This is a genomic window from Ensifer sesbaniae (genome assembly GCF_013283665.1).
Classification (GTDB): Bacteria; Pseudomonadota; Alphaproteobacteria; order Rhizobiales; family Rhizobiaceae; genus Ensifer; species Ensifer sesbaniae.
Genome location: NZ_JABEKU010000001.1, coordinates 3,231,071 through 3,257,287 on the forward strand (window position 1 = coordinate 3,231,071; position 26,217 = coordinate 3,257,287).

At 62.5% G+C, this 26,217-nt stretch carries 27 protein-coding genes; 16 read left to right on the top strand and 11 right to left on the bottom strand.

Features of this window, described 5'->3' with window-relative positions:
- Positions 1 to 118: 118 nt before the first annotated feature.
- The 6 genes from BHMPCIPO_RS15760 to BHMPCIPO_RS15785 form a co-directional block, all read right to left on the bottom strand.
- Positions 119 to 1,552, bottom strand: a complete 1,434-nt coding sequence (locus tag BHMPCIPO_RS15760; protein WP_173517634.1) for an aldehyde dehydrogenase family protein — start codon at positions 1,550 to 1,552, stop codon at positions 119 to 121.
- Between the two features lie 16 nt (positions 1,553 to 1,568).
- Entirely contained in the window at positions 1,569 to 2,303 is a 735-nt protein-coding gene (locus BHMPCIPO_RS15765; RefSeq protein WP_173517635.1) for an MBL fold metallo-hydrolase, read from the bottom strand.
- 4 nt (positions 2,304 to 2,307) lie between these two features.
- Positions 2,308 to 3,405, bottom strand: coding sequence for an ABC transporter ATP-binding protein (locus BHMPCIPO_RS15770; RefSeq protein WP_173517636.1), 1,098 nt, complete (start codon positions 3,403 to 3,405; stop codon positions 2,308 to 2,310).
- The gene (locus BHMPCIPO_RS15775) at positions 3,402 to 4,193 is read right to left on the bottom strand and encodes an ABC transporter permease (RefSeq protein ID WP_173517637.1); all 792 of its coding nucleotides are present in this window, start codon (positions 4,191 to 4,193) and stop codon (positions 3,402 to 3,404) included. Before BHMPCIPO_RS15775 ends, BHMPCIPO_RS15770 begins: the two co-directional genes overlap by 4 nt.
- 2 nt (positions 4,194 to 4,195) lie before the next feature.
- Positions 4,196 to 5,110 (bottom strand): ABC transporter permease, encoded by a 915-nt coding sequence (locus tag BHMPCIPO_RS15780; protein ID WP_246304329.1) that lies wholly within the window; start codon positions 5,108 to 5,110, stop codon positions 4,196 to 4,198.
- 77 nt (positions 5,111 to 5,187) lie between these two features.
- Entirely contained in the window at positions 5,188 to 6,285 is a 1,098-nt protein-coding gene (locus BHMPCIPO_RS15785) for an ABC transporter substrate-binding protein (protein WP_173517638.1), read from the bottom strand.
- Between the two features lie 115 nt (positions 6,286 to 6,400).
- On the opposite strand from BHMPCIPO_RS15785, the gene BHMPCIPO_RS15790 reads away from it, so the two are divergent.
- Together BHMPCIPO_RS15790 and BHMPCIPO_RS15795 are read left to right on the top strand one after the other, a co-directional pair.
- Complete coding sequence (locus BHMPCIPO_RS15790) at positions 6,401 to 7,018, top strand: TetR/AcrR family transcriptional regulator (RefSeq protein ID WP_173517639.1); 618 nt, start codon at positions 6,401 to 6,403, stop codon at positions 7,016 to 7,018.
- Positions 7,019 to 7,085: 67 nt separating this feature from the next.
- On the top strand, positions 7,086 to 7,478 hold the full coding sequence (locus tag BHMPCIPO_RS15795) for a YybH family protein (RefSeq protein WP_173517640.1): 393 nt from the start codon (positions 7,086 to 7,088) through the stop codon (positions 7,476 to 7,478).
- A gap of 13 nt (positions 7,479 to 7,491) precedes the next feature.
- Here BHMPCIPO_RS15795 and BHMPCIPO_RS15800 read toward each other — a convergent pair whose 3' ends face one another.
- The 4 genes from BHMPCIPO_RS15800 to BHMPCIPO_RS15815 all read right to left on the bottom strand — a co-directional run bounded on the left by BHMPCIPO_RS15800 (position 7,492) and on the right by BHMPCIPO_RS15815 (position 11,759).
- Complete coding sequence (locus BHMPCIPO_RS15800) at positions 7,492 to 7,641, bottom strand: hypothetical protein (RefSeq protein WP_173517641.1); 150 nt, start codon at positions 7,639 to 7,641, stop codon at positions 7,492 to 7,494.
- Positions 7,642 to 7,773: 132 nt separating this feature from the next.
- A complete protein-coding gene (locus BHMPCIPO_RS15805) occupies positions 7,774 to 8,688 on the bottom strand; it encodes a transglutaminase-like domain-containing protein (RefSeq protein ID WP_173517642.1) in 915 nt (304 codons plus the stop codon).
- 393 nt (positions 8,689 to 9,081) lie between these two features.
- A complete protein-coding gene (locus BHMPCIPO_RS15810; RefSeq protein ID WP_173518192.1) occupies positions 9,082 to 10,395 on the bottom strand; it encodes an NAD(P)/FAD-dependent oxidoreductase in 1,314 nt (437 codons plus the stop codon).
- The gene (locus BHMPCIPO_RS15815; protein WP_173517643.1) at positions 10,392 to 11,759 is read right to left on the bottom strand and encodes a glutamine synthetase family protein; all 1,368 of its coding nucleotides are present in this window, start codon (positions 11,757 to 11,759) and stop codon (positions 10,392 to 10,394) included. Before BHMPCIPO_RS15815 ends, BHMPCIPO_RS15810 begins: the two co-directional genes overlap by 4 nt.
- A gap of 175 nt (positions 11,760 to 11,934) precedes the next feature.
- Between BHMPCIPO_RS15815 and BHMPCIPO_RS15820 the strand changes: the two genes are divergently transcribed.
- Together BHMPCIPO_RS15820 and BHMPCIPO_RS15825 are read left to right on the top strand one after the other, a co-directional pair.
- Positions 11,935 to 12,627 carry a GntR family transcriptional regulator gene (locus BHMPCIPO_RS15820; RefSeq protein WP_173517644.1) on the top strand — a complete coding sequence of 231 codons (693 nt, stop codon included), beginning with the start codon at positions 11,935 to 11,937 and terminating at the stop codon, positions 12,625 to 12,627.
- 330 nt (positions 12,628 to 12,957) lie between these two features.
- Positions 12,958 to 14,061, top strand: coding sequence for a M24 family metallopeptidase (locus BHMPCIPO_RS15825; protein WP_173517645.1), 1,104 nt, complete (start codon positions 12,958 to 12,960; stop codon positions 14,059 to 14,061).
- Positions 14,062 to 14,191: 130 nt separating this feature from the next.
- Here the strand turns inward: BHMPCIPO_RS15825 and BHMPCIPO_RS15830 are convergent, their stop codons facing one another.
- On the bottom strand, positions 14,192 to 14,449 hold the full coding sequence (locus BHMPCIPO_RS15830; protein WP_173517646.1) for a hypothetical protein: 258 nt from the start codon (positions 14,447 to 14,449) through the stop codon (positions 14,192 to 14,194).
- Positions 14,450 to 14,591: 142 nt separating this feature from the next.
- On the opposite strand from BHMPCIPO_RS15830, the gene BHMPCIPO_RS15835 reads away from it, so the two are divergent.
- From BHMPCIPO_RS15835 to BHMPCIPO_RS15890, 12 genes are all read left to right on the top strand, one after another.
- The gene (locus BHMPCIPO_RS15835; protein ID WP_173517647.1) at positions 14,592 to 15,308 is read left to right on the top strand and encodes a FadR/GntR family transcriptional regulator; all 717 of its coding nucleotides are present in this window, start codon (positions 14,592 to 14,594) and stop codon (positions 15,306 to 15,308) included.
- Positions 15,305 to 16,477, top strand: coding sequence for a PLP-dependent transferase (locus BHMPCIPO_RS15840; protein WP_173517648.1), 1,173 nt, complete (start codon positions 15,305 to 15,307; stop codon positions 16,475 to 16,477). The genes BHMPCIPO_RS15835 and BHMPCIPO_RS15840 overlap by 4 nt, the downstream gene beginning before the upstream one ends.
- A gap of 68 nt (positions 16,478 to 16,545) precedes the next feature.
- Complete coding sequence (locus BHMPCIPO_RS15845) at positions 16,546 to 17,808, top strand: ABC transporter substrate-binding protein (RefSeq protein ID WP_173517649.1); 1,263 nt, start codon at positions 16,546 to 16,548, stop codon at positions 17,806 to 17,808.
- 96 nt (positions 17,809 to 17,904) lie between these two features.
- Positions 17,905 to 18,840 carry a carbohydrate ABC transporter permease gene (locus tag BHMPCIPO_RS15850; protein WP_173517650.1) on the top strand — a complete coding sequence of 312 codons (936 nt, stop codon included), beginning with the start codon at positions 17,905 to 17,907 and terminating at the stop codon, positions 18,838 to 18,840.
- Between the two features lie 5 nt (positions 18,841 to 18,845).
- Entirely contained in the window at positions 18,846 to 19,679 is an 834-nt protein-coding gene (locus tag BHMPCIPO_RS15855; protein WP_173517651.1) for a carbohydrate ABC transporter permease, read from the top strand.
- Positions 19,680 to 19,688: 9 nt separating this feature from the next.
- Positions 19,689 to 20,756, top strand: a complete 1,068-nt coding sequence (locus BHMPCIPO_RS15860; protein ID WP_173517652.1) for an ABC transporter ATP-binding protein — start codon at positions 19,689 to 19,691, stop codon at positions 20,754 to 20,756.
- A 201-nt stretch (positions 20,757 to 20,957) separates the two neighbouring features.
- Positions 20,958 to 21,344 carry a c-type cytochrome gene (locus tag BHMPCIPO_RS15865; protein ID WP_173517653.1) on the top strand — a complete coding sequence of 129 codons (387 nt, stop codon included), beginning with the start codon at positions 20,958 to 20,960 and terminating at the stop codon, positions 21,342 to 21,344.
- Positions 21,345 to 21,584: 240 nt separating this feature from the next.
- On the top strand, positions 21,585 to 22,427 hold the full coding sequence (locus BHMPCIPO_RS15870) for a cytochrome c oxidase subunit II (RefSeq protein ID WP_173517654.1): 843 nt from the start codon (positions 21,585 to 21,587) through the stop codon (positions 22,425 to 22,427).
- 108 nt (positions 22,428 to 22,535) lie between these two features.
- Complete coding sequence (gene ctaD, locus BHMPCIPO_RS15875) at positions 22,536 to 24,314, top strand: cytochrome c oxidase subunit I (RefSeq protein WP_173517655.1); 1,779 nt, start codon at positions 22,536 to 22,538, stop codon at positions 24,312 to 24,314.
- Positions 24,311 to 25,015 carry a cytochrome c oxidase subunit 3 gene (locus BHMPCIPO_RS15880; RefSeq protein ID WP_173517656.1) on the top strand — a complete coding sequence of 235 codons (705 nt, stop codon included), beginning with the start codon at positions 24,311 to 24,313 and terminating at the stop codon, positions 25,013 to 25,015. The genes ctaD and BHMPCIPO_RS15880 overlap by 4 nt, the downstream gene beginning before the upstream one ends.
- 11 nt (positions 25,016 to 25,026) lie before the next feature.
- Positions 25,027 to 25,749, top strand: a complete 723-nt coding sequence (locus BHMPCIPO_RS15885) for a heme-copper oxidase subunit III family protein (protein WP_173517657.1) — start codon at positions 25,027 to 25,029, stop codon at positions 25,747 to 25,749.
- Between the two features lie 9 nt (positions 25,750 to 25,758).
- The gene (locus BHMPCIPO_RS15890) at positions 25,759 to 26,139 is read left to right on the top strand and encodes a cytochrome C oxidase subunit IV family protein (RefSeq protein WP_173517658.1); all 381 of its coding nucleotides are present in this window, start codon (positions 25,759 to 25,761) and stop codon (positions 26,137 to 26,139) included.
- Positions 26,140 to 26,217 lie beyond the last annotated feature (78 nt).

Sequence of the window (26,217 nt, forward strand, 5' to 3'; positions counted from 1 at the left end):
CGTCGTCTGAGGCGGGCAGATGCAGGCAGCCAGCGACAGTCCTTGTGCGTCGAGGCCTGAAAGAAAAACGGCCGCCGCGGGTTGCGACGGCCGCCTTTCAAGGGGCGTTATGCCTTGCTCAGGTGGCGTCCGGAACGTGGATGGTCTTCACTTCGAGGAAGTCCTCGAGCCCGAAGATACCGCCTTCGCGGCCATTGCCCGACTGCTTGTAGCCACCGAACGGGCTGCCATAACGGTGCGGCCCGCCGTTGATGTGCACCATGCCGGCGCGCAGGCGCGCGGCGACGCGCTCCGCGCGCTTCGGGTCGCCCGTCTGCACATAGGCAGCAAGACCGTAGTTGGTGTCGTTGGCGATCGCGATCGCTTCCTCCTCGGTGTCGAAGGGAATGATCGCAAGCACCGGACCGAAAACCTCTTCGCGAGCGATGCGCATGTCGTTGTTGACGTCGGCAAAAATCGTCGGCTTGACGAAGTAACCGGTCTCGAAGCCTTCGGGCTTGCCGGCACCGCCGACGAGAAGACGCGCACCTTCGGCGATACCCGCCTCGATCAGCGCCTGCACCCGGCCGAACTGGATATGGCTGACGAGCGGGCCGATATGGCTGCCTTCCTTGGTCGGATCGCCCACCTTCGCCTCTTTGCCGACGCGCTTGGCGATCTCGACCACCTTGTCGTAGACGCTGCGCTCCACCAGCATGCGGGTCGGGGCATCGCAGGACTGGCCGGAATTGTTGAAGCATTCCAGCACGCTGCCGGTGACGCGATCTTCGAGATCGGCATCGGCAAAGACGATGTTCGGCGACTTGCCGCCAAGCTCGAGCGTCACGCGCTTGACGGTCTCGGCCGCATCCTTGCTGACGGCGATGCCGGCGCGGGTCGAGCCGGTGAACGACATCATGTCGATGTCGGGATGCTTCGACAGTGCGGCACCGGCATGGATGCCGTCGCCATTGACGAGGTTGAAGACACCGGCCGGGAAGCCCGCCTCATGCACCATCTCCGCATAGAGCATGGCGTTCAGCGGCGTGAATTCGCTCGGCTTCAGGATGCAGGTCGAGCCGGTCGCCAGCGCCGGCACCACCTTCAGGGCGATCTGGTTGATCGGCCAGTTCCAGGGTGTGATCAGCCCGCAGACACCGATCGGCTCGCGCAGGATCACGTCGCCGTTCGGCAGCCGGTCGCGGGTCTTCAGACGCTTCAGCGCGTCGATGAAGCCCTGGAGGTGACCGACGCCGACATCGGCCTGCTGCTCGCGGGTCATAGTCTTCGGCGCACCGAGTTCCATGGTGATCGTGTCGACCATCTCGTCGTAGCGGCGCTTGTAGACGGCGAGCAGTTTTTCGAGCAGCGCCAGCCGCTCCTCGACGCTTGTTTGGCTATAGGCTGCAAAGGCCTTCTTGGCGGCGGCTACCGCGCGATCGATATCCTCGGCGGTGCCCATCGAGATCACCGCAACAGGCTTTTCAGTCGCGGGGTTCAAGACCTCCAGGTCGTTGGCAACGACCGGATCCACCCAGGCGCCGTTGATGTAGAACTTGCGTTTGTCGAGCATTCGCTCCTCCTTCCCGTCAGTTTGTCTTTTGTTTTTCAGCAAGCCAGTCGCGGATCAGCGCTCTGTAGCGCTCGCCGGAAAAGCTCGGAAAATGTCCGCCGTGAACGATACGTGCGGGGATCGTAAGCAGGCGTTCCATCGACGCCAGATAGTCGCCGGCATTGGAATGATAGGTGTCCTCGATCAGCGGCCCATCGTAGAGGATATCGCCGGAGAACAGGATACCGGTCTTCGCCTCGAAAAGCGCAATACCGCCGGGCGAATGGCCGGGCGTGTGGATGACCTCGAAGACCCGGTCGCCGAGATCGATGTGGTCGCCATCTTCCAAGAGCCGCGTCGCCGGCGCCGCCTTTACCGCATAGGTGGTGGAAGCATAGGGTTCGGGCGGCAGCGCGTCGAAGATCTCGTCGGCGACATAGGGATCGGCGAGCGTATTCTTGCGCGTCGGGTGCGCCAGAAGATCCGCCTCGGCAGCATGCACACAGCGGCAGTCGAATTCGTGATGGCAGCCGATGTGATCGAAATGGGTGTGACTGGCGACGGCGGTCAGGGCACGCTCGGTGACGAGCGGCACCCATTCTCTGAGCGACACGACGCCCATGCCGCTATCGACGAGCATGTCGCGGTCGCGGCCGCGCACATGCCAGATGTTGCAGCGATAGAATTCCTGGATATAGGGCTCGTCGATGGCGGTGACATCGTCGTCGAGCCGTCTCACCCGGTACCAGTCCTGAGGGGCAATTCTCCGCATCGCGCTACGCATGTCCTGTGGCGGGCAAGGCTACGACGTCGGCGGCGCGCACGGCAAGCGGCACGATCTCACCCTCGCGCACGCTTGCCGATTGCGGCAGATGAGCGACTAGGGCTCGGGTATCCGTGGCGCATGGCTGCAGATGGCAGCGATAATGCGTGCCGAAGAAGGCGCTGCCCGCAACGCGCGCTTCGCCGAGCGTCACGGTCGGCCCTTCCGCCCGATCGTCAGCGCGGAAATGCTCCGGACGGATGGTGAGCGTGATGCGGTCGCCGGCCTTCGGCGCGGATGCAGTGAAATTATCAGCCGGAAGCGCCAGGCTGCCGAGCGCGGTTTCGACCTTGGCGGAACTCGCATCCGCCGCCGCGACGCGCCCCGAAACGAAATTGACCTCGCCCATGAATCCCGCCGAAAACAGCGAGCGCGGCCGCATGTAGATCTGCGACGGCGGACCGAAATCCTCGATCCGCCCCTGGTTCATCACCACGATGCGGTCGGCGATCGCCATCGCCTCTTCCTGGTCGTGAGTGACGTGCACGAAGGTCGTGCCGACGCGCTTCTGGATCGCCTTCAGCTCGTCCTGCATCTGGCGGCGGAGTTTCAGGTCCAGCGCGCCGAGCGGCTCGTCGAGAAGCAGCACGTCGGGATCGACGGCAAGCGCGCGGGCAAGCGCCACGCGCTGGCGCTGACCGCCGGAAAGCTCGTGCGGCCTCTTGCCGGCGGACGCCTTCAGCCCGACGAGATCGAGGAAACCGAGCGCCTTCTCGTCACGCTCGGCCCTGGCAAGGCCGCGCATCCTGAGCCCGAAGCCGACATTGTCGACGAGGCGCATATGCGGAAACAGCGCATAGTCCTGGAACATCGTCGTCGTCGGGCGCTTCGACGGAACAACGTAGGTCATGTCCTGCCCGCCGATCGTTACGCGACCGGAAGTCGGCGACAGGAAGCCGCCGAGGATCGAGAGCAACGTGGTCTTGCCGCAGCCGGAAGGTCCGAGCAGCACGATGAATTCGCCGGCGCGGATATCGAGCGAGACCGCGTCGAGGGCCGTGAAGGCACCGAAGATCTTGCTGACGGTTTCGATCGAGACGGGAGCGGTCATGACTTTTTCGTCCTTCCGAACAGGGAAAGCTCGAGGATGAGCAGCACGGCCACCGAGGCTAGAAACACCAGCGAGCCGATGGCATTGGTCTTGGGGTTGAGGCCGGAGCGTAGCATGCTCCAGATCTCAACCGGCAGAGTCACGTCGAAGCGCGACAGCAGGAAGGCGATGATGAACTCGTCCCAGCTGAAGGTGACGGAGAGGAAGAAGGCGGCGAGGATCGAGGGCATCAGCATCGGCGCGGTCACCAGCGCCATCACCTTGAAATCGCTGGCGCCGAGGTCGCGCGCCGCCCGCTCGATATTGATGTGATGATCGCCCATCGAAGCATAGATGATGGCAAAGCAGAGCGGCAGGTTGATCACTACATGGCCGATGCCGACCGTCATCAGCGACAGCGGGATATGGAGCGCGTTCATGAGCGACAGCAGGCCGAGCGCGATGATCAGGTAGCTGACCGTCATCGGCGCGATCAGCAGTCCCCGCTGCAGCGCCGAGCCCGGCAGCTTGTAGCGCGCCAGCGCATAGGCGGCAAGGAAGCCGAGCAGTACCGAGATGACGGAGGAGACGAGCGCGACGATGAGCGAATTGCCGAGTGCTGCCATCAGCTTGCGGTCGACGAAGACCGCCTCGTACCATTGCGGCGAGAACCCATTGAAGGGCGGCACCGGCAGGCGGCCATCCTGGAAGGAGAAGAGCACCAGCACGGCGACCGGCAGGAAGATGAAGGCGTAGACGAGGACGAGGTAGGTCCAGGAGAGAACGTTTGCGAAGATCCGGCGCAGCATCGTCAGGCCCTCTCGATCTTCAGCCAGCGGGCGCAGGCCACGTAGGCGAAGGTGACGGCCAGCATCAGCACGATCGACAATGCGGCAGCCATCGGGAAATCCGCCCGGCGCCCGAGCTGCAGCATGATGATCTGCGGCAGCACCAGCTCGTTGTTGCCGCCGAGGATCTGTGGCGTGACGTAGTCGCCAATGCAGAGCACGAAGGTGAGGAAGGCGCCTGTCATGATGCCGGGGAGCGTCAGCGGCAGCACCACGTGCCAGAAGGTCTGGAAGGCATTGGCGCCGAGATCGGCGGCCGCGCGGCGGTAGTTCGGCGATAGCTGGATCAGGTTGGAATAGATCGTCAGCGTCAAGAGCATGACGAAGAAATGCACGAAACCGATAACCGTCGCCGTGCGGGTACTGGCCAGCTCCAGCGGCTCGGAAATCAGCCCGATGCTCATGAACATCTGGTTAATGACGCCGTTCTTCGACAAGACCAGCAGCCAGGAATAGGAGCGCACCACATAGGAGGTCCAGAACGGCAGGATCGCCAGGATCAGTGCCAGGCGCTGCAGCCGCTTCGGCACGCGCTCGGCGATGATCCAGGCCAGCGGATAGGCGAGCAGCACCGAAATCACGGTGACGATCACGGTGATTTCGAGCGAATTGACGAGCCCTTGGAACAACGCGTTCTCGGAGAAGAAACGCACGTAGTTGTCGAAGTTCCAGATGCGGACGAGATCCCGCCCTTCCCGCTTCCAGAGGCTCATGGCAGCCATGAAGGCAAAAGGCACGACGAAGAAGGCCAAGGTCCACAAAAGCGCCGGCGCGACGAAGCCCCAAGCCTTGCGTCGGTCCGCGTCTTCGAGCGCTGTCGCTGATCTCAAGGTTCCGGCGTCTGCCATGGCTATCCCGGGCTCAAGGGTTGCGGGCATGATTTGCCCCCGCGCCGCCGCAGCGGCTCACAACGAAGATCAGGCGGGCGCGGCGTTAATCGCGCCCGCATCCATGATTACTGCTGCAGCATTTCGGTCCAGGCATCCTGGAACTGCTGGTCGAGTTCGGCCGACGGGATCGGGTAAAGCTGCGTCTTCTTCAGATATTCCGCCTGCTGGTCGAAGCGCAGCGCCGCCTTCTGCTGGTCGGTGAGGTGCTCGTCCGCCCTGGCATTGGCCGGCATCGCCCAGTAGCAGGAAGAGGTGGCAAGCCGTGCCTGGCCCTCGGGGCTCAGGATGTACTGCACGAATTTCAGCGCCAGGTCCTGCTTGGTCGAATCCTTCATCACGCCGATCGACTGCGCCCAGCGTACCGCGCCCTGTTCGGGAATGGTCCAGTCGAGGCTCGGCTTGTCGGCGGAGAGAACGGCGGTGATCCACTCGCCGCCGCCGACGAGAATGTCGACCTCGCCGGTCGCAAGCGCCGTCTGCGAGGAGACGACGTCGCTCACCTGCTTCGACACGGCGCGCATCGCCGCCAGCTTTTCCTTGATCGCCGGCATGTCCGCTTCGCTGAGTTCGGCGGTCTTCTTGCCGAGCCCGAGGCCGACGAGACCGATCATCGGCAGGTAATAATCATAGAGCGCGATGCGGCCCTTGTACTTGTCCGACCAGATGATCGACAGGTCCTGCATGTCCTTCGGGTCGACCTTGGTCTTGTCGTAGGAAATCGTGTTGTAGCCGAACTTCTCGGTGACGGCGTAGATCTTGCCGTCCTTGGTGTTGTTCGCCTCCATGCGCACTTCCGGGAAGATGTCGGCGGTCGGCAGCCCATCTGCCGGCATTTCGGCGAGCAGGTCGAGGTCGATAGCACGATGAACGTCGACGCCATCGATGACGAGCACATCCCAGTCGCCCGGCTGCGATTGGTCGAGGATCGAGAGCCCCGCCCCGGTGCCCTCATAGACCTTGACGTTCACCTTGACGTCGTTGGCCTTCTCGAATGGTTCCAGCAGTACCGGATCGGTGTGGTCGCACCAGACGAGCGCGTTGAGCTCTTCCTGGGCAAAAGCCGGCGCGGGCGCTGCGGCCGTCGACAGCGCGGCGATGGCGATGGCCGCCGTGGAGGAGAAAAAACGGCGCAGGCGCGCACCGTCACGAACTGACTGCATCATGCTGTTGCCCTCTTGTTTTGACGCTCGTTCCGGCGTCTTCAAAAAAAGATTGAATGAATTCATTTTTTAAGTCAATCTCAATTTTGAACCAATTCATAATTCGGGGAAACATCAGATGACGGGACTGCGCGCACGGCAAAAGGCCGATCGGAACCGGCGTATTCTCGACGCCGCCGCCGCGCTTTTTCGCGAGGTCGGCTATGACAGCGCGCGCATCGAGGACATTGCCGAGCGCGCCGAGATCTCGGTCGGAACCTTCTACAACTACTATGAAAACAAGGGCGACATCCTGCTCGCCACCGTGTCGATGGAAGTCGAGGAAGTGCTTGCCGCGGGTCGCTCGATCGTCGACAATCCGCCCGCCTCCGTCATGGGCGCGCTCGATGCGCTGATCGGCGAATATTACGACCACTCGCTCTATTATCTCAGCAAGGAGATGTGGCGCACGGCCATGGCGATCGCCATCCAGCAGCCGGAAAGCCCGTTCAGCAAACGCTACACCGAACTCGATCGCCGGCTCTGCGAACAGATCTCGACCCTCATCCTCAAGCTGAAGGCCAAAGGAGTCGTCGCCATTGATGTCGATGTCGAAGCGGTCGGCGAGATGTTCTTCAACAATCTCAACATGATGTTCACTGAGTTCGCCAAGCGCGAGACGATGTCGCTCGACGACCTGAAGGCGCGCGTTTCCCGTCAGAACCGGCCGCTGGCGACGCTGATCGCCGCACGCTGAGCCCGCTCGCCTCACGAGAACACGAACCGGAGCGAACCTCGCTCCGCGGAAAAACAAAGGGAATCGGATGCAAGATCTCGAACAGTCGGTGCTCGCCGCCGCCGACGGGCTGGTTGCCGCCTTTGCGCAGCACGACCGTGTCGCCTATTTCTCAGCCTTCGCGCCCAACGCCACCTTCATCTTCCACACACTCAACCGGCCACTCTTGAGCCGGGCGGAATACGAGGCGGAATGGTCGCTTTGGGAGAAGCGGGATGGTTTTCGCGTGCGCGCCTGCCGGTCGAGCGAGCGGCATGTCCAGGTGATCGGCAATGTCGCAGTCTTCACGCACCGCGTCGACACCGAGCTGGAGTTCAATGGCAAGCCCGCGACCGCCGACGAGCGGGAAACGATCGTGTTCCAACGGGAATCTTCAGGCGAATGGATTGCCGTGCACGAGCATCTGTCGCGGCTCGGCTGATAACGGCGGGAGATCAGATGGCGCCAAAGACAATGGCGCTGACAAAGGAAAAGGCGGCAAGGATGGCGATCGCGTGCGGAACTAGGTGGACAAGCGGCCGGCGCTGAGGTGCGGTTGCATAAAGCGTGTATCGGGACTGGACCATCGGTTTAGCAGCGTTCATCGCGTCTCTCCGTTCATGCGCGGGCCAGCGCCCATCGACTGTCTTGTTCTCCTATATTCTCCATTGAGTTTGTAGATATTATTTTCCGCAATTGGCGCAAACCGTAAAAAAATCGGTTCGACACCGGCGCCTTCAATGCCGGTTGCGCTTGCGCTCCTGCAGATGTTTCGACCAGGTCTCGCTGAACCACGGGGTCAACAGCGAAACGTCGGAGGCACGATGCGAGCGCGTCAGCGCGCTGTCCGTCTCGACGCAGGTCCAGACGGTGAAGGCCGTCAGCTCATGCTTGCCGAAAGTCTGGATCAGCGGAATATCCGCCGCGTCGCGCCCGCGGGCCACCGCAATGCGCCCCGCCCGCCGCTGGTTGTTCTTGGCGTCGAACGTATGCCACCGGTCACTGAGAAAGACCTCGAACCAGGCGTTGAAGTCCATCGGCGCCGGATTGTCGCTCTCCGGGATATCGGCCATGTAGCCGTTCACATAGCGCGCCGGCATGTTCATGCAGCGGCAGAAGGTTATCGCCAGATGCGCATAGTCGCGGCTGACGCCAAGGCGATCCTCATGGGCTTCGAGCGCCGTTCGCATTGCCTGCGCATAGCCGTAACTGAACACGAGCCGCTCATGCACATAGTCGCAAATCGCCTGGACGCGCTGCCAGCCCGGCGGCACGTCGCCAAACAGCCGCCAGGCGAGCGCGCCAAGCCGGTCCGTTTCGCAATAGCGGCTCGCCGCGAGATAGGGCAGCCACGCTGCCGGCAGATTTTCGACCGGCACCGCCTCGGCCAGCGGATCGGAGGCATCGAGCCTGCCATCGTCCTCGATGACTGCATCATAGGACAGCTTGAAGTCGCCTTCAGGCACCGTCATCCGCAGACAATTGTTGCCATGCGGATCAGTGATCTGCTCCATCTTCACCAGCGGTGAAGACACCGGGCCATGTTCGCGGCGAAGGGTCCGTCGCCGCTCGGGCACTACGGAAAGATAGGTCATCATCGGAGTCGGTTGCGGACAGCGTATGCCGATCTCATAGCCAAAGCGCACGAACATCTGAGACCTCCCAGGATCAACCGGGAGTCAAATGCTCCCCGCCTGCCTTGCCCGCGGGAATGCGGGCCCTCCTTGGTATCCGTTGGCATGCGGTCACTCCCAAGGACTGGCCACATGCCAAAGATGCAACGGGCCCATCCAGCCGACGGGCCGATGCCCTACAGCGACGCGCGTCTTCTCAGACGCGCAAAGGTCGCTGTAGCACTTTGAATCGCTGCATGTTTCTCTCCTTAAATCGGCGACGATTTAAGGAAACATGCAGTAGAGGCTTGATAGTAGCGCAACGACCGGCGACGCGAAATTGCGCTCCGCGGGAAATCGACTGTCCGACTCGCGCGCAAAGGGCGCGCCTTCCTGGCAAGCCACTCCTTCGCGGGGCGTCGGTCTTTCGCCTTACAATCCGACCGCATCCTTGAACTGGTACCACCAGGAACCGATCGTCGAATATTGCGCGCGGAACATCCGCCCGCCCGGGAATGGATACCAGGGCAGTTTCGCGAAGACGTCGTAGCGCGTGGTGTCGCCATCGATCGCCTCGGCGAGCGTGCGGCCGAAAAGGTGCGAACCGGTGACGCCGTGGCCACTGTAGCCGTGGGCGAAGTAGGTATTGGAGCCGATCCGGCCCATCTGCGGCACGCGGGTGAAGGAGAGCGCGAAGTTGCCGCTCCAGGCATAGTCGATCTTCACGCCCTTGAGCTCTGGGAACACCTTTTCGAGATTGGGTTTGAGCTTCGCAACCACATCGGCCGGATCGGTGCCGCCATAGACGGTGCCGCCGCCGAAGATCATCCGCTTGTCGGCAGAGAGGCGGAAATAATCGAGGATGTAACGCACGTCCTCGACGCACATGTCGCTCGGAATCAGCGCGTGCGCCAGTTCCTCGCCGAGCGGCGCCGTCGTGATTATCTGCGTCGAGACCGGCATAACCCGCGAGACGAGCTTCGGCACCGCGTCGCCGAGATAGGCATTGCCGCAAAGCACGACGATGCGCGCCGAAACCTCGCCGTTCTGAGTGTAGACGGTCGGCCGAGACGCCTCGTGGTCGACCCGCGTCACCGGCGACTGTTCATAGATGGTCCCGCCGATGCTTTCGAATGCGCGCGCCTCGCCGAGCACGAGATTGAGCGGATGCATGTGGCCGCCGGTCGTATCGAGCATGCCGCCGCAATAGGCATCCGATTTGACGAGCTTGCGGAGCGCTTCGCGGTCGAGAAGCTGGTGGTCGTCCATGCCGTATTTGCGCCAGAGCGCCTGCTTGGCTTCGAGCTCCTTCATATGCGCAGGCGTATAGGCGGCATAGATGTTGCCCGGCTTCAGGTCGCAGTCGATCTGATACTGGCTGACGAGGCGGCGGATGATCTTGCCGCCCTCCTGCACCAGCCCGCCGATGAAGCGCGCCGCATCCTCGCCGTAGCGGCGCTGGATGGTCGACAGGCTGGCGTTGAGGCCGTTGACGACCTGGCCGCCATTGCGGCCCGACGCCCCCCAGCCGACCTGCGCGCCCTCGACGACGACGACCTTGTAGCCCTTCTCGGCAAGATGGATCGCCGTCGACAGGCCGGAATAACCGGCACCGACGACGCAGATGTCGGTCTCGACGCGACCCTTAAGCCGGACCGGTGTGCGGATGATATTGCGGGAAGCGGCGTAGTAGCTGGTCGGATAGCTGCCGTCGCCGGCATAGGATTTCTGTTTGGTAAGCATCAGACGATTTCCAGATAGGCGCTGAATTCGTAATCCGTGACCTGCTCGGCAAAGCCGGCGATCTCCTGGCGCTTGCAGGCGATCAGCATCGAGCGCAGCACGGGGTCGAAGATCTCGGCGGCAATCGGTCCTGCCTCGAAGGTATCGACCGCTTGCCCCCAATCGGCGGGAATTTTGGACAGTTTCTCCGCTGAATAGGCGCGCCCCGAAACCGGCGCCGGCGGCTTCCACTTGTTGCGGATGCCGACGAGTGCGGCGCCGAGGATCGCGGCGATAACGAGATAGGGATTGGCATCCGCGCCGGCGACACGATGTTCGATACGGCGCGCATTGGGGTTGCCGCCGGGAATGCGGATCGCCGATGTGCGGTTCTCGTATCCCCAGCAGACGGCCGTGGGCGCATGCGTGTCGGGCCTCAGCCGCCGATAGGAATTGAAATGCGGCGCAAAAAGCAGGGTCGTCTCTGCCATGCCGCGCAAGAGGCCGGCAACGGCGTGCTTCAGCACCGGCGAACCTTCGTCGCTGCCGTCGTTGAAGACGTTGTTGCCCTCCTCGTCGAGCAGGCTGAAATGGATGTGCATGCCGTTGCCCGAACGCGTGCCGTAAGGTTTCGCCATGAAGGTGGCGGCAAGCCCGTGCTTGCGCGCCACACCCTTGACGATGCGCTTGAAGAAAATGGCGTCGTCGGCCGCCTTCAGCGGATCGTCGGTGTGCAACAGGTTGATCTCGAACTGGCCGATGCCGTTCTCGGCGATCGCTGCGTCCGCCGGTACGTTCTGCCGGGCGCACTCCTTGTAGACGTCGGAGAAGAACTCACCGAAATCGTCGAGCTCGTCGATCGAGAGGATCGCGTCGGAATCGAGCCGCTTGCCGGTATAGGGCGAGATCGGCGGCACCGCGCTGTCCGGCTCCGGATCGATCAGGTAGAACTCCAACTCGGTCGCAACGACGGGGCGCAGGCCGAGTTCCTGATATTCGCGCACGACCGCCGCCAGCGCCTGGCGCGGATCGGCAAGGAACGGCTTGCCGTCCTCGAGCTGTAGCCAGAGCGGCACCAGCGCGCTCGGCCGCGAGGTCCAGTTGACCGGCAGCGCTCCGCGGCCGGTGACGCCGCAGATGCCGTCGCGGTCGCCGCTCGCAAACACCTGCTCGCTGTTGATGATGTCCTCACCCCAGACGTCGACGCCAACGATCGAGAGCGGCATGCGGATGCCGCCGCCCAAGACCTTCGCCGCCTGCTCCACGGGAACGCGTTTGCCGCGCATGATGCCGTTGAGGTCGCAGACGACGGCTTGAATGCTCTCGATCGGCCCGTTCTGCTCGAGCCATGCCTTGAATGCGCTGGGGTCTTCCGCGTCGAGCGACATATCGCAAATCTCTTTTTGTGATCACATTTTCAGAAAGTTGACATAGTTCAGGAGTTGGAGTCAAGCATGAGCAATGCTATCAGGCGTGTGACGTAGAGCGAGGCGTCGGCAAGTGTATGCGGCTCTCCGCTCGCATCCCGCTCCCACCGTGTACTAGGCAGAAGGACATGCACACTTGAAACCCCTTGTTTTGCCGCCACTTGCGCGACCCGACGGCATGACCACGCACGACTACGCCTTCAACCGGTTGCGCCAGGCGATCATGGTTGGCGCCTTCCGGCCCGGCACTTCTGTCACCATCCGCGGCCTTGCCGAAGCGCTCGAAAGCAGCCCGACGCCCGTGCGCGAGGCGCTGCGCCAGTTGACCTCGATCGGCGCGCTGCAGTTCCTGGAAAACCGCCGCATCGTCGTGCCGCACATTACGCCCGCCCGGTTCGAGGAGTTGATCTCGCTGCGCATCGCGCTCGAAAGCCATGCGGCCCGCCGGGCCGTCGCCCATCTTTCCGAGCGCCAGATCGAAAATATCACGGCAATCGACGACAGTATCGAGACGGAAATCCGCAGGGGCGACAAGGTGGCCGCACTGATCGCCAACCAGGCATTTCACCGCAAGATCTACACGGCCAACCCCGATCCGGTCGCCATGCCGCTGATCGAAAGCGTCTGGCTGCAGCTTGGCCCCATCCTCGGGATTGCCATGGAACACGTCACCGAACTCTATGTGGTGGACCGGCATCGTGAAGCGATCGAGGCACTTCGGCGGCGCGACGAAGAGGCCGTCGCCGATGCGATCGCTGCCGATATCAGGGAGGGCATCGGCGGCTTTGACCAGCAGGCGGTCGCGCGTCTCCTGCGATTGGCCGCCTGACCTGCCGCCGGCACCGCAGATCCACAAATTTTAGTGTGACTAAAATTCTATATTGACAATGCCGGAGCACGGCACCAAAGTCTTGCAAATACAAATGCATAGCGCCGGGAAGCGATCAGCTTTCCGAGCCTGTGCGCGTGCATTCGAGGGGGAGGAGACCGCTTGAAGAGCCAGAGATCCGTATCCCGGGGCAACACCTGCACCGGCCTCGAGCATTCCTCATAGACACACTTCGCGCCGAACCGGTCGGCGCTGTCCTCCACCCGTCCGTCGGCCAGCGACGTGAATGACGTTCGGCATCCCATTGCCTCCAACAAGACAGGAAACCCCATGACGGAACTCACCAAGGCCCGTTTTGCCGCGCTCCGCCGCAAGATGGCCGAAAACGATGTCGGTCTCATCGCATTGGCGCCCGGATCGCACATGGATTGGCTGATCGGCTACCATCCGCATCCGGACGAGCGGCCCTGCCTGCTGTTGATCGGCCCGGAAAGGGAGGCTTTCCTGATGCCGGCGCTCAACGCCGAAGGCACACGCGAACACACCGACATCGCTTTCCACAACTGGGCCGATGACGAGGGCCCGGCCGCTGCCCTGACGGCGGCGCTCGCCGATATCGGTGCCGAAAAGCCCGGCCGCGTCGTGCTCGACGAAACCATGCGTGCCGATTTCGCGCTGCTGCTGATCGATGCCCTGCCGGAAGATACCGCCCGCGAGTTCACGCCGGCAACGCTTGGCAGCCTTCGCATGCGCAAGGACAAAACCGAATACGAACTCCTGAAGATGAACGCCGGCATCGCCGACCGCGCCATGCAGGCGGCGTTTTCCAAGATCCGTCCCGGCATGACCGAGAAGGAACTGGCAGCCGAAATCCGCGGGCATTTCTCCTCCGAAGGCGCGGCACCGGCCTTCTGGATCGTCGGCGCCGGCGGCAACGGCGCTTTCCCGCATCACTCGGCAAGCGAGCGGGTGATCGAGGAAGGCGATGCCGTCGTGATCGATATCGGCGGCCGCAAGCAGGGCTTCCCGAGCGACATCACCCGCATGGCGATCGTCGGCCGCGCGCCCGAGGGGTACGGCCAGATCCACACCATCGTCGAAAAGGCCGTGCAGGCGGCAATGAAAGCCGCGCGCCCCGGCGTGCTCGCCAAGGACGTGGATGCTGCGGCCCGCAAGGTGATCAGCGATGCGGGCTATGGCGAATACTTCGTGCACCGCACCGGTCACGGCATGGGCATCGACGGCCATGAGCCGCCCTACATCACCGCAACCTCGGAAACCGTGCTGGAAGAGGGCATGGTCTTCTCGATCGAGCCCGGCATCTACCTGCCCGGCCGCTTCGGCATCCGCCTCGAGGATATCGTCATCCTGCGCGAAGACGGGCCGGAGGTTCTTTCCTCGCTCTCCCGCGACGTGCACGTCGCCAAGGTCTAAGGCTCTTCCAGGAAAAGTGTGAAACGGTTTTCCGTCGGAATCGCGACTTTTCGGAACACGGAATGAGCTGACGAAATTCGCGGCGCCTTCGGGCGCCGCTCTTCTTTGCCCTATTCCCCTGCCGGCCTGGCTACTGGGTCGGTCGCTTGCGCGGCTTCGGCATCGCGCTTCCGGCACCCTCCTTGCCGCGGCGAGGACCATAGACTGGCTCCCGCTGCTCGACCGGCGGCCATATCCAGTAATGGCCATAGGGCTTGCGCTGGATTCCCTCGTAATACTCGCCCTTTCTGGTGCGCATCTGTGCTTCGGCCTCGCCCGCGATCGTCACCACGATGAAGAACGCGCCGAACACGGCTGCAATCACGAACCAACATTCCGATTTCATCATCACCAGCTCCTTACCTCCATGTCTACGCCGGGAGCGGGCGCGGTCAACACCTGCGCGTCTATCAGTTCCCGCTTGACGACCACCGCCGCCGTGATCATAGTGCTCAGATGTCAGACCAATTTGGCCTCTGGGAGGAAGCCGAATGAGTGAACCGGCAAGAGCGGCGCTGATGCCCCTGCCCCCGGCCGACCGGGCCCAGCAGGTCATTGCTGCGTTGGCTGACTACATCGAACAATCGGGCCTGAAACCCGGCGAACGCCTGCCGGCAGAACGGGAGCTGATGACGGCTCTGGCCGTCGGCCGCTCCACCATTCGCGAAGTCATCCGCCACTTCCAGGCGCTCGGCGTCGTGGAGGCACGCAAGGGCAGCGGCACCTATCTCTTGCGCACGATCTCCGGCGCCACCGTCCATATGCCGCTCACGCTCGACGCCGCGCATCTGCGCGACGTGCTCTTGATGACGCTCGAGGTCCGCCGCGGCATCGAGGTCGAGGCGAACATGGTCGCCGCCCGCCGACGCACCGACGAAGACCTGAAGATCATCGAAACGAAGCTCAACGAGATGGAGCGGGTGCATATCGCCAAGGGCACCTCGGGTCCGGAAGACCTCGCCTTTCACCTGGCGATCTATGATGCCACCCACAATCCGCTGTTCCGCCAGCTTCTCGAACAGATGCGCGAGGCCTTCGAGCGCTTCTGGGAAGAACCGTTCGACCGGTCGGACTTCGCCCGCCGCTCCTTCCCCTTCCACCGCACCCTCTTCAACGCGATCGCGGCTCAAGATCCAGACACCGCGCGCGAAGAAACGCTGAAAATCCTCGCGATCGTCGAGGAAGACATCAAGGAAATGTCCAAATGACCAACGGCCTCGATCCGTTCGACCACGCCTCGCTGATCGTCGCGCATGACGAAGGCCACGCCTTCGATGCCGTCGTGCCGCCGATCGTGCAGACCTCGCTCTTCACCTTCAAGGATTACGACGACATGGTCGCCTCCTACCGGGGTGAGCGCGTGCGGCCGATCTATACCCGCGGCCTCAACCCGACAGTACGCATGTTCGAGGAGATGCTGGCGAAACTCGAAGGCGGCGAGGACGCGATCGGTTTTGCCAGCGGCATGTCGGCGATCTCCTCGACCGTGCTTTCCTTCGTCGAGCCGGGCGACCGCATCGTCGCCGTCAACCACGTCTATCCCGATGCCTTCCGCCTGTTCGGCACGCATCTGAAGCGCATGAAGATCGAGGTGACCTATGTCGACGGCCGCGACGAGGAAGCGGTCGCGAAGGCCCTGCCCGGCGCCAAGCTCTTCTACATGGAGAGCCCGACGAGCTGGGTGATGGACACCCATGACGTCGCCGCACTTACCCGCCTCGCCAAGGACCAGGGCATCATCACAGCGATCGACAACAGTTGGGCAAGTCCGATCTTCCAGCAGCCGATCTCGCTCGGCGTCGACCTCGTCATCCATTCGGCGTCCAAATATCTCAGTGGCCACTCGGACGTCGTCGCCGGTGTCGTCGCCGGATCGAAGGAACTGATCGGCCGCATCCGCTCCGAGGCCTATCCCTATCTCGGCGGCAAGCTCTCGCCCTTCGACGCTTGGCTCTTGATCCGCGGCCTGCGCACCCTGCCGATCCGCATGAAGTCGCATGAGCGCTCGGCGCTTGAAGTCGCGCGGCGGCTGCAGGCCCATCCGCTGGTCGAAACGGTCTGCCATCCCGGCCTCGGCAACACGCTGCCTCCAGGCCTTTCCGGCACCTCGGGCCTGTTCTCCTTCATCTTCCGCGAGGGCGTCGACGTCAGGCGTTTCGCGGACCATCTCGAACTCTTCAAGCTCGGCGTTTCCTGGGGCGGACATGAAAGCCTCATCGTGCCGGGCGAAGTCGTGCTGTCGCAGAAAGCTCAACCCAATTCCGCGGCCGCCTTCGGCATTTCGCCGCGGTCGGTACGGCTCCATGTCGGCCTGGAGGGAACGGAGGCCCTCTGGAGCGATATCGAGGCGGCGCTCGCCGTCGCTTCGACTGGCTGACAGGAGCGGGATGCGGATCCCGCTCTCCCCACTATGAACCAAACCAACGAAGAAAAGAGGGAACAGACATGAAAAAACTGATCACTGCCACGCTTCTCGCCAGCCTCATGGCCGGGAGCGCACTCGCCGACACCAAGCTGAAGCTCGTCGAGGTGATCACCAGCCCCGAGCGCACCGAGACGCTGAAGTCGATCGTCGCCAAGTTCGAGGCGGCCAACCCCGGCACGACGGTCGAGATCATCTCGCTGCCCTGGGGCGAAGCCTTCCAGAAATTCGCCACCATGGTCTCCGCCGGCGAGCTGCCCGACGTGATGGAAATGCCCGACACCTGGCTGTCGCTCTACGCCAACAACGGCATGCTCGAAAGCCTCGAGCCCTACCTCGCCAAGTGGGAACACACCGGCGGCCTCACCGAACGCGCGCTCGAACTCGGCCGTGACGTCAACGATACCGCCTATATGCTGCCCTACGGCTTCTATCTGCGGGCGATGTTCTACAACAAGAAGCTCTTGTCGGAAGCCGGCGTCAGCGAGCCGCCGAAGACCATGGACGATTTCGTCAAGGCATCCGAAGCCGTCTCCAAGCTTCCGGGCAAATCCGGCTACTGCCTGCGCGGCGGTCCTGGCGGCCTCAATGGCTGGGTGATGTTCGGCGCCACCATGGCCGGGAGCAACAAGTTCTTCAACGAGGACGGCACCTCGACCATGAACAGCGAAGGCTGGGTCAAGGGCCTGACCTGGGTCATCGACCTCTACAAGAAGGGTTTGGCTCCAAAGGACAGCGTAAACTGGGGCTTCAACGAAATTGTCGCCGGTTTCTACAGCGGCACCTGCGCCTTCCTCGACCAGGATCCGGACGCGCTGATCGCCATTGCCGAGCGCATGAAGCCCGACGATTTCGGCGTCACCACCATGCCGAAGGGCCCGAGCGGCAAGGCTTTCACCACCATCGGCTTCGCCGGCTGGTCGATGCTCTCCGCCAGCCAGAACAAGGACCTCTCCTGGAAGCTGATCGAGACGCTCGAAGGACCGGAAGGCAACATCGAGTGGAACAAGCGCACCGGCGCGCTGCCGGTGCACAAGTCGGCCGAGAAGGACCCCTTCTATGCAAGCCCGCAGTTCAAGGGCTGGTTCGACGAGCTCGCCGACAAGGACGTCGTGCTGACGGTCATGCCGACCTACCTCGAAGAATTCGCCTTCTTCAAGGATTCGCTCGCCATCAAGACCACCCAGGAAGCTCTGCTCGGCGACATCACGCCGGAGGAACTTGCCAACCAGTGGGCGGACTACCTGACCAAGGCACAGCAGAAGTTCCTGGCCAGCAAGAAGTAAGCCTGTGGCCGGCGGCGGCTTGCCGCCGCCGGCCTTTCATTCGTGAAAATAGGCACGCTCGAACAACCGGCGGCCGCACAGGGGAAAATTCGATCGATGGACTATGTCGCCCGCCAAAGCGGCCTGCCCAAAAGCAGGACGCCGTTGATGAAGCGCATCGCCGATGGCGCCGCGCCCTATCTCTATAGCGCGCCGGCGCTGATCCTGATCGTTACGGTCATGTTGGTGCCGCTGGTGCTCGGCGTCTCCTACGCCTTTCGCGACATCCAGCTCCTGAACCCGTTCTCCGGTGCCTATGTCGGTCTCGATCATTTCCGGGCACTCTCCGAGGACCAGGCCTTCTACAGGGCACTGCGCAACACGCTCTGGTGGACCGGCGCCTCGGTTCTCCTTCAATTCGTCTTCGGCCTGATTCTGGCGCTGCTGCTCGACAAGCCCTTCTATGGCCGCGGCCTGGCACAGGCCCTCGTCTTCCTGCCCTGGGCGGTGCCGAGCTTCCTCGCCGGCCTCAACTGGGCCTGGCTGTTCAATCCGGTCGTCGGTCCGCTGCCGCACTGGCTCTTCGGCCTCGGCATCATGAGCGGGCCGAGCAACATTCTCTCCGATCCCCAGCTTGCCATGTGGGGCCCGATCGTCGCCAATGTCTGGTGGGGCATTCCCTTCTTCGCGATCACGCTTCTTGCCGCCCTCCAGGCTATCCCCCGCGATCTCTATGAGGCCGCGAGCATCGATGGCGCCGGCCCGGTGCAGCGGTTCCTTTCGATCACGCTTCCCTTCCTTGCGCCGACGATCGCCATCACCATTCTGCTGCGCACGGTGTGGATCTCCAATTTCGCCGACCTGATCATCGTCATGACCAATGGCGGACCGGCCGACCGCACCCAGATTGTCGCCAGCTATATCTTCACCCAGGCCTTCAAGCGGCTGGATTTCGGCTACGCCTCGGCGATCGCGCTGGTGCTTCTGGCACTGCTGCTCGCCTATTCGATGCTGATCGTCATCCTGCGGCAGTGGCTCTTGAGCAAGGATTGAGACCAATGCGCGCCAAACCTCTCTTCCTCACGATCGCGCACCGGCTGGCAATCCTCGCCTATATCGCCTTCGCGCTCTTCCCGCTCTATTGGCTGCTGAAGGTCGCAGTCACCCCGAACGACCTGCTCTATTCCGAAGGCATCAGGCTCTGGCCGTCGCACGCCAGCCTCGAACATTTCGATTTCGTGCTGCGCCACAGCGCCTTTCCGGTGTTCTTCAGGAACAGCCTGATCGTCTCCGGCTCGACGGCCGTCATCGTCACCATCCTCGCCTCGCTCTCCGGCTATGCCCTGTCGCGCTTCAACTTCCGCGGCAAGTACTGGCTGGTGGCGCTGATGCTTCTGACGCAGATGTTCCCGCTGGTGATGCTGGTGGCGCCGATCTTCAAGATCCTGTCGCCGCTCGGCCTCACCAACAGCCTGACCGGCCTCGTCATCGTCTACACCGCCTTCAACGTGCCCTTCGCCACCTTCCTGATGCAGTCCTTCTTCGACGGCATTCCGAAGGATCTGGAAGAGGCGGCGATGATCGACGGCGCGACGCAGTTCGTCGCCTTCCGCCAGATCATCCTGCCGCTGACGCTGCCAGGCATCGCCGCGACGCTCGGCTTCGTCTTCACCGCCGCCTGGAGCGAGCTCCTGTTCTCGCTGATGCTGATCTCCGGCAACGACCAGGCGACCTTCCCCGTCGGACTATTGTCGTTCGTGTCGAAGTTCTCTGTCGACTTCGGGCAGATGATGGCCGCCGGTGTGCTTGCGCTCATCCCCGCCTGCCTCTTCTTCCTGCTCATTCAACGTTATCTCGTCCAGGGCCTCACGGCCGGCGCGGTCAAAGGCTGAGGATTACCCATGGCTTCCATCGATATCGCCAACATCCAGAAATCCTACGGCATCCACCCGGTCCTGCACGATGTCGACCTGAAGATCGGCGACGGCGAATTCGTCGTGCTGGTCGGCCCGTCCGGCTGCGGCAAGTCCACGCTGTTGCGCATGATCGCCGGCCTTGAAAGCGTGACCTCGGGCGAAATCCGCATCGCGGGAAGACGCGTCAACGAGCTGGCGCCGAAAGACCGCGACATCGCCATGGTGTTCCAGTCCTATGCGCTCTACCCGCACATGTCGGTCGCCAAGAACATGAGCTACAGCCTGAGGCTCCGGAAGACCGCCAAGGAGAAGATCGCGAGCATCGTCTCCAGTGCGGCCGCCAAGCTCGGCCTCGATCCGCTGCTCGAACGCCGGCCCCGCGCGCTTTCCGGCGGCCAGCGCCAGCGCGTCGCCATGGGGCGCGCCATCGTGCGCGAGCCGAAGGCGTTCCTGTTCGACGAGCCGCTCTCGAATCTTGACGCCCGCTTGCGCGAGCAGATGCGCGCCGAGATCAAGAAGTTGCACAAGGATCTCGGCGCGACCTCGATCTACGTCACCCATGACCAGATCGAGGCGATGACGCTTGCCGACCGGATCGTTGCCATGAACGGCGGCTTCGTGCAGCAGGTCGGCAGCCCGCTCGATCTTTATGACCGGCCGGCCAACCTCTTCGTCGCCGGCTTCATCGGTTCGCCCGGAATGAACTTCTTCGAGGGCACCTACCTGAACGGCACCGCCCCGCGCTTCGAAACGGAAGGCGGCGTTGTCATCCCCGCACAGCCGCATCCCGCCTTGACCGACGGCGCCCGGGCGACCCTCGGCATCCGCCCGGAGCATGTGGAAATCGGCGCGGAAGCACCGGATGCGCTCAAGGCCACCGTCGACCTGGTCGAGCCGACCGGCTTCGGCATCATCCTGCATCTCTCCTTCGGCCGCTCCGGCTTCAAGGCGTTCACAAACGACCGCAGGTTCCTGAATGCCTCGGGTTCGCTTCCCGTACGGCTGCCGGTCGAGCGATTGCATTTCTTCAACGCCGCCGGCAATCGCGTCTGACGGCCGATCCCTCTGGTGAAAATTTAGGCGCAGCCGGCGAACGGTCGGCTGCGGCGGTTGACTTCCACAAAGCGAGGCGTACCGTTTCAATGTCGCAAGTATCAACCGCCCGTGGCGCCAATTGAGAGAAGCAAGCACCGCCAAGACGACGAACTGACGATAGCCTTCCTTGCCTGCGCCCGGCGATTTTGAGGAAGTGTCATGCGAAATTTTGTTGTTGCCCTTGCCTTTTCGACAACTTCGCTCTGTCCGATCGCTGCCCTCGCGCAAGAGGGCGATGCCGCCGCCGGCGAGACCGTGTTCAAGAAATGCGCCACCTGCCATATCGCCGACAGCGATACCAACAAGGTCGGCCCTTCGCTCAATCACGTGCTGGGGCGGACCGCCGGCACGCATCCCGATTTCAGTTATTCCAAGGCAATGGTCGAAGCCGGTAAGGGCGGCCTTGTCTGGGATGAGGCAACGCTGCGCGACTATCTCAAAAACCCCAAGGCCAAGGTGAAGGGCACCAAGATGGCCTTTGCCGGACTGAAGGACGACACGGAAATCTCCAACCTCATCGCCTATCTCAAGCAGTATTCGCAGTAGCCGAGAAAGATTAGAAGCAAGCGCCGCCCATGGCGAGACGGCGAATTGCGACTATTTTGCGTTCGTGCAATAATTGCAGTACAGCGCCACGCGTCTTATCAGACGCGCAAAGGTCGCTGTAGAACTTTGAATTCCTGCATGTTTTTGTCCTTTGATCGGCTACGATTAAAGGAAACATGCAGCAGGCTCTACGGATTGCGTATTCATGCCCACAGCCGGCAGCGGCGAGGAGGGACAGAAATGGCCGTGGTAGTTATTCTGGTTTTGTTGGCCGTCGGGTCGGTGTTGTTCCATCTGTTGAGCCCATGGTGGTGGACGCCGATCGCGTCCAACTGGAATTACATCGACAATACGCTGATCATCACCTTCTGGATCACCGGCGTCGTCTTCGTCGCCGTGGTGCTCTTCATGGCCTATTGTGTTCTCCGTTTTCGCCATCGCCCGGGAAACCGGGCGGCCTATGAACCGGAAAACCGGAAGCTCGAAGGATGGCTCGCCGGCGGCACGACGCTTGGCGTCGCCGCCATGCTGACACCAGGCCTTTTCGTCTGGCATCAGTTCGTCACCGTGCCAAGCGGTGCTGCAGAGGTCGAGGTCGTCGGCCAGCAATGGTTGTGGAGCTTCCGCTTGCCCGGCGCCGACGGCAAGCTCGGAACCTCCGAAACGCGCGACGTCACCCCGGAGAATTCGCTCGGCCTCAATCGCAACGATGCGGCAGCCCTGGACGATGTCATCATCGAAGGCGGCGAACTGCATCTGGAAGTCGGAAAGCCGGTCAAGATCCTGCTGCGCTCCGTCGACGTTCTGCACGATTTCTACGTACCGGAGTTCCGCGCCAAGATGGACATGGTGCCGGGCATGGTCACCTATTTCTGGCTGACGCCGACGCGCACCGGCACCTTCGAGGTGCTCTGTGCCGAACTATGCGGGACCGGGCATCCGCAGATGCGCGGCACGGTCGTCGTCGACAATGCCGCCGACTACCAAACCTGGCTTTCGAGCCAGCAGACGTTTTCGCAGATGATGGCAGCAACAGAGACGAAGCAAACGGCACAGGCAGAAAACGCCGCGGCGGCGCAGTAGGACGCGCGCCGACGGCGAGAACAATTCCGCGGTTCACCATCCGGAATTGCATGTTCAAAGCGTTGGATCATTTCGTTGAAATGACCCGGTGTTGGGAGGTTCTCGCATATGGTCGACATTCGGTCAGGTACGGGCGAACCGATTGGCCCCGCGGAAGTGGAGGACGTGGAGCTCTACCATCCCCATAGCTGGTGGACACGCTACGTCTTCAGCCAGGACGCGAAGATCATCGCCATACAATATGCGTCGACCGCCATTGCCATCGGCATGGTCGCCCTGGTGCTTTCCTGGCTGATGCGGCTGCAGCTCGGCTTTCCCGGTGCCTTCGCCTTCATCGACGCGGATCGTTACTATCAGTTCATCACCATGCACGGCATGATCATGGTGATCTACCTTCTGACCGCGCTTTTCCTCGGCGGCTTCGGCAACTACCTGATCCCGCTGATGCTGGGCGCGCGCGACATGGTCTTTCCCTATGCCAACATGCTGAGCTACTGGCTCTATCTGCTCGCCGTGCTCGTGCTCGTCGCGAGCTTCTTCGCGCCCGGTGGACCGACCGGGGCGGGCTGGACGCTCTATCCGCCACAGGCAGTGCTTTCGGGCACACCCGGCGGCAAGGACTGGGGCATCATCCTGATGCTCTCGTCCCTCATTCTCTTCATCATCGGCTTCACCATGGGCGGCCTCAACTATGTCGTGACCGTGCTTCAGGGCCGCGCGCGCGGCATGACGCTGATGCGCATGCCGCTCACCGTCTGGGGCATCTTCACGGCAACGGTCATGGCCCTGCTTGCCTTTCCCGCCCTCTTCGTCGCCTGCGTCATGATGCTCTTCGACCGCGTGCTCGGCACCAGCTTCTTCATGCCGGCGATCGTCGAGATGGGAGAGCAGTTGCAGCACGGTGGCGGCAGCCCGATCCTGTTCCAGCACCTCTTCTGGTTCTTCGGCCATCCCGAGGTCTATATCGTCGCGCTGCCTGCCTTCGGCATCGTCTCCGATCTCATCAGCACCCATGCCCGCAAGAACATCTTCGGCTACCGCATGATGGTCTGGGCGATCGTCATCATCGGCGCGCTCTCGTTCATCGTCTGGGCGCACCACATGTATGTCAGCGGCATGAACCCCTATTTCGGCTTTTTCTTCGCCACGACGACCTTGATCATCGCCGTGCCGACGGCGATCAAGGTCTACAATTGGGTGCTGACGCTCTGGCGCGGTGACATCCACCTGACCCTGCCGATGCTCTTTGCACTCGCCTTCATCGTCACTTTCGTCAATGGCGGGCTGACAGGCCTGTTCCTCGGCAACGTCGTCGTCGACGTGCCGCTCTCCGACACGATGTTCGTCGTCGCCCATTTCCACATGGTCATGGGCGTCGCGCCGATCCTCGTCATCTTCGGCGCGATCTATCACTGGTATCCGAAGATCACCGGCAGGATGCTCAACGGCCTAATGGGGCATCTGCATTTCTGGGTCACCTTCATCGGCGCCTATCTGATCTTCTTTCCGATGCACTATCTCGGCCTGATCGGCGTTCCCCGCCGTTACTATGAAATGGGCGAAACCGCCTTCGTCCCGGCCTCTGCCCATACGCTCAACGAATTCATCACCATCATGGTTTTGGTGGTCGGCGCCGCGCAGATCATCTTCCTGTTCAATCTCGTCTGGAGCATCCGCCATGGTCGCGAGGCCGGCGGCAATCCCTGGCGGGCGACGACGCTCGAATGGCAGACGCCGGAAACGCCGCCGCGTCACGGCAACTGGGGCAAGGAACTGCCGGTCGTCTATCGCTGGGCCTATGACTACAGCGTTCCCGGGGCGCCCGAAGACTTCATTCCGCAGAACCAGCCGGGTTCGGCCGGCCTTGCGCCGGAGGGAGCCTCATGAACGTCGCCCTCATCTTCCTGGTGGTGATCCTCACGATCGCTGGCTGGTGGCTCAGCCGGCAGCGGCTCTTCTCCAAGCCGTGGCTAGAGGTCGGCCACACCTACGATCTCCGCCCGCACGATCGGCCTTCGATCCCGCCCGCGAAGATCGGCCTTGGCGTCTTCCTCGCGGTCGTCGCAGCCCTCTTCTCCCTCTTCATGAGCGCCTATTTCATGCGCATGGCATCCACCGACTGGTGGTCGACGCCGATGCCCCGGATCCTCTGGCTCAACACCGCCATCCTCGGGCTCGGCAGCCTGCTGCTCCACGCAGCAGGGGTGACGGCCGAGCGTCACCAGGACGACACGAGCCGCACGGCACTGATCGCCGCCCTTGCCGCGGGGCTGGCCTTCCTCGCCGGCCAGGTCTTCGCTTGGCGCGAACTCAGCGATGCCGGCTATCTGCTCGCCGACAATCCGGCCAACAGCTTTTTCTACATGATATCTGGCATGCATGGCCTCCACATCCTCGGCGGCCTGTTCGCGCTTACCCGGGTGATCGTTAAGACGCGTACCGGCCCGATGGGCGAAAAGGCCGTGCTGTCGATCACGCTTTGCGCCACCTATTGGCATTTCATGCTGGCCGTTTGGCTGGTGCTTTTCGCGCTCTTTTCCGGCTGGGCCAATGATTTCGTCGAGCTCTGCCGGCAACTCTTGACTTGAGGAGCCGTGGCATGTCCGCCGAGACACATTCGCCTGTGAGACAACCGCTCCATCGCCCGACCGGCCTTGCCGGCCTTGCCGCGGACTGGGCCTCCGATCAGCGGGCGTTCAAGAACGTCTCCTGGGGCAAGGCCATGATGTGGATCTTTCTCCTCAGCGACACTTTCATCTTCGGCTGCTTCCTCATCGCCTACATGTCGGCGCGCATGTCGACCGCCGTTCCCTGGCCCAATCCGAGCGAGGTGTTCGCGCTGCACATCGGCGGTACCGACGTGCCGCTGATCCTCATCGCCATCATGACCTTCATCCTGATCTCCTCCAGCGGAACCATGGCGATGGCCGTCAACTTCGGCTATCGCCGCGACCGCAAGAAGACCGCGCTTCTCATGCTGCTGACCGCCCTCTTCGGCGCCACCTTCGTCGGCATGCAGGCCTTCGAATGGACGAAGCTGATCACCGAGGGTGTGCGACCATGGGGCAATCCTTGGGGAGCGGCCCAGTTCGGCTCGACTTTTTTCATGATCACCGGGTTCCACGGCACGCACGTCACCATCGGCGTCATCTTCCTGCTGATCATTGCCCGCAAGGTCTGGCGCGGCGACTTCGACACCGGCAGGCGCGGCTTCTTCACGAGCCGCAAGGGACAATACGAGATCGTCGAGATCACCGGCCTCTACTGGCACTTCGTCGACCTCGTCTGGGTCTTCATTTTCGCGTTCTTCTATCTGTGGTGAGGCATGGCCATGGCAGAGACGACGGCACACACCGGCACGGTACCGCAAGCTCAGGCGCAGGTGCAGGCGCCAGCGCATGAACACCAGCAGCACCCGATCGGGCTCTACCTGGTGGTCTGGCTGCTGCTCTTCGTGCTCAGCACCTTCTCCTATCTCGTCGACTATCTCGGGCTGCAGGGCTATCTCAGATGGTCCCTGATCCTGATCTTCATGGTGTTGAAGGCCGGGCTCATCGTGGCGATCTTCATGCACATGGCCTGGGAGCGGCTGGCGCTGATCTATGCGATCCTGCTGCCGCCCCTGCTGGTGCTCGTGCTCGTGGCGCTCATGGTTTCGGAATCGCACTACGTGCTCTTCACCCGCCTCGCCTTCTTCGGCGCCGCACCGTGACCGCAAACGGCGCCAACCGAAAGGTGGCGCCGTTGAACGTCCATTGCTTCAGTGCGGCTGTAGTGATCATTCCGATCT